At 52.0% G+C, this 3550-nt stretch carries 3 protein-coding genes; all 3 read right to left on the bottom strand.

Annotation, left to right across the window (positions count from 1 at the left end):
- Positions 1–201: 201 nt before the first annotated feature.
- Positions 202–657, bottom strand: coding sequence for a GNAT family N-acetyltransferase (locus ACRCZA_RS12960; RefSeq protein WP_438674835.1), 456 nt, complete (start codon positions 655–657; stop codon positions 202–204).
- A gap of 468 nt (positions 658–1125) precedes the next feature.
- Positions 1126–2013 (bottom strand): DUF3014 domain-containing protein, encoded by an 888-nt coding sequence (locus ACRCZA_RS12965; RefSeq protein ID WP_438674836.1) that lies wholly within the window; start codon positions 2011–2013, stop codon positions 1126–1128.
- A gap of 257 nt (positions 2014–2270) precedes the next feature.
- The coding region (recG, locus tag ACRCZA_RS12970) for an ATP-dependent DNA helicase RecG (protein ID WP_438674837.1) at positions 2271–3550 on the bottom strand (1280 nt) is incomplete at its 5' end.

The raw sequence follows: 3550 nt of genomic DNA on the forward strand, positions 1-3550 counted from the left end.
CAACGGCTAATGAAGTAAGAAGCATCGCCTGATAGGGCGGTGAGAAGTCACCCAGTAAAGATTGAAACATCATGCCGCCCTATAATTAGAAAAGTTTCAATAAGATTATTCTAATTAATTGGCGGCTGCAAGCTTGAAAAGGTGCGCTAGCGAAGATCGCGTTTATTGATGGCTTTATCACTGCTGCGCACGCAGGGGGCACTATAGGTTTTTGGTCATAAATACGCTATTGGGGTCGAGCTGGTAATCGGCGAAGGGGCCGCATTGTTCAAAGCCAAACTTAGCATAGAGATGGCGGGCTGGCTGAAAAAAGGCCATTGAGCCGGTTTCTAAACTTAAGCGTTGTACTCCGGCCGCTTTTGCCTCATTAATCAGGTGTTGCAATATCTTCGAGGCCACGCCTTGTTGCTGGTAAGCCCTGGCGGTGCGCATTGATTTGATCTCCGCATGTTCGGCATCTAACCATTTTAGTGCACCGCAGCCCGCCAGATTGCGGCCATGCCACAGTGTCCAAAAGCGAATATTAGGTTGGCGCAGGCCATCGAGATCTAATGCATGTACACTTTCGGGCGGTGAGGTTGCCCGCATATCTTCGAGGTGCTCGGTTAAAAGTGCTGCGATTTCAGGCCCTTTTAAATCGTCTCGTCTAATTATCATCGTTTCTTTCAAGGTAAAACCCTCGCTATTGTCGCTTATTCATCAACGCGTTATCGCTTGTAATGCGTTTTAGGGTAAAAACACCGCGGTAACTGCGGTAACTGCGGTAACTGCGGTAGCTTAAGCAAAGGCTAGGCCAACACTGAGGGCGATGTCCCGCATACCAAACGGCGATTTTTGATGACGCTCATTCAAGCTATGTTAGCCAAGGTAGGCTGTCGGCAAATCGCCTATCCTAAATTGTGCTCGGCTATGTTGGATATAAGCTGTTGAATATTATTGATAGATAAGCTGTGTGAGCAATGGTGGGCAAAGATGGTGCAATATTGAAGGACAAAACACCTGCCGCCCCTTGGGTGGGGCGGGCTGCTATCCATGGATAGACTGACGGCGTCGTCGAGTTAACGCCTTGGCGGCAGCGGTTGCAAGTTGTGTGCAGTCCGCCAGTCGCCTTGGTGTGGGTGGCCGTTATTGCGCCAATTGATTTTCTAGGTTGCGCAGCGCCGTTTTAAGTTTACGGGTATTTTCAGGGCCCATACGGATCAGTAGCTTTTGGGCGCTAGGTAAGGCCTCGAGCTGGGGATCGACAAACTTGTAGTTCACACTGATGGAGTGCAGTTCGATGGGATCTTCAATGATTGGCGCGGCAAGTAACACCTTAATCGCTTGGAGTAGGCGGTCATTAAATTTGGCATTGCTGTAACCTAATTCGGCAAAGGCTTCATCCAGCAGCGGCGTGAGCTGCTTATAGGTGTGCAGCAGGATCTTTTGGTCCATATTGGCAATGACGGACGTATAGGCATCGTATCTGTGATAGCTTTCGGGATTTAAATAGACCTTGTTGGTGATTTCAGACACCGTAAACAGCTTTTCAGGCCCTTTGATGGGGCTCACCTTGCGAGCAAGATCGCCTTGGGCAAGGTTATCAACAAACACCACAAATTGGCGAATGATGTCTTGCTGTACGAGTGAGGAGCCAATGACGTTATTGTTGATGATCCCTAACGCTTTTTGGTGGGCAAAGGCATCGCTTTCAGCTAAGGCGGGAATGGGCTCTACCACTTGAGCGGGTTCGGTGATGACGTTGGTGTCGGTGAGCTGCGCAGGGGCTTCAGGCTGAGGCTCAGTTTCTTCGATGACTGGCGAGCTTTCGAGTGTCATGGGCTCGGCGCTTGGCGGCTCAGGCAATACGACGGGGGCGTTAGGGATGCGTTTGGGGGCATCTGAGTCGCTACTGTAGTAGTAATAGCCGCCGGCGCAAAGGATCACGACGAGTACGATTGCCGCTAAGGCTAGGCGATTACTGCGCGCCGAAGTGTCTGGGGGTGTTATTCTATCATCTTGATTAACTTGCATTTTACATCCTTAGCTTGGGTGTCAAGGTAACATAGTGAATCGAGGCTACGCGCATTTACGCCAATGAACCTAACAGGATTGCTGGTTCATTTTGCAAGTTTGCGCGCACTTGTCTATAGCCAGTGGCGCTGTCGCCTGATTTATTTGTGCCTGCAGCGGCAGGCCGGGCCTATTGGTTTTAGCCGTTTGCCCTAATTGGCCAGGCGTTTTCGCCGCAGTCTTAGCGGTTGCACCATGGTCTAAAGGCCGCCTCGGCTCTACGCCTGTACATACTGCTGGCGGTGCCCTAGCCAGCGATGGATGATGGCATCAACCTGTGCGGGTGCCTGGGACATCACATGGTTGGCGAGTTTATGAATGTGCGGGATTAAGGCTTGATCCCGGACTAAATCCGCAATTTTGAGCTCGGCCAACCCGGTTTGTTTGGTGCCTAGCACTTCCCCGGGGCCGCGAATTTCTAAATCTTTTTGAGCAATGATAAAGCCATCATTACTTTGCCGCAGGACATTGAGCCTTTGGCTTGCGGTCTGGCTTAAGGGCGCTTTGTAGAGTAACACACAATGGCTGGCGATGGCGCCTCGACCGACGCGACCGCGCAGTTGGTGCAGTTGTGCCAGCCCCAAGCGTTCGGGGTTTTCGATAATCATTAAGCTGGCATTGGGGACATCGACGCCGACTTCAATCACGGTTGTCGCCACCAATAAATTGATGGTTCCCGCTTTAAAGTCCGTCATAATTTGTTGCTTTTCAGCACTTTTCATCCTGCCATGCACTAAACCTATCGTCAGTTCTGGGAGCGCTTGGCGCAATTCTTCGGCGGTGTCTTCGGCGGCTTGGCACTCGAGCACTTCGGACTCTTCAATCAAGGTACAGACCCAATAGGCTTGGCGTTTGTCCTTTATTACGCTGTTGCGGACGCGCTCGAGCACTTCATGACGGCGCGAATCAGCAATGGCGACCGTGGTAACGGGCGTGCGTCCCGGCGGGAGCTCATCGATAATCGAGGTGTCGAGATCCGCATAGGCTGTCATGGCTAACGTGCGCGGGATCGGGGTGGCTGTCATGATCAATTGATGGGGATGAAAGCCTTGTTGCATGCCTTTTTCCCTGAGTCCCATGCGCTGGTGGACGCCAAATCGGTGCTGCTCGTCGATGATGATCAAAGCGAGCTTGTGGAAGATAACCTGTTGCTGAAAAATGGCGTGGGTGCCGATCACCATTTGGGCGGCGCCAGATTCAATATCCGCTAAAGATTGCGCCCGAGCTTTACCTTTAAGCTTACCTGCCAGCCAGCCAACTTTTAATCCTAACGGCTCAAACCACGCGGCAAAGTTAGCGGCGTGTTGCTCGGCGAGCAACTCAGTGGGGGCCATCATGGCCACTTGATAGCCGTTTTCAATCGCTTGCAGGGCGGCGAGGGCAGCGACTAAGGTTTTACCAGAGCCAACATCGCCCTGCACTAAGCGCATCATGGGGTGCGGTTGCGCTAAATCTTTACCTATCTCGGCAACAACCCGTTGCTGCGCGCCCGTGGGGT

The sequence above is a fragment of the Shewanella sp. genome (assembly GCF_051658185.1).
Lineage (GTDB): Bacteria > Pseudomonadota > Gammaproteobacteria > Enterobacterales > Shewanellaceae > Shewanella.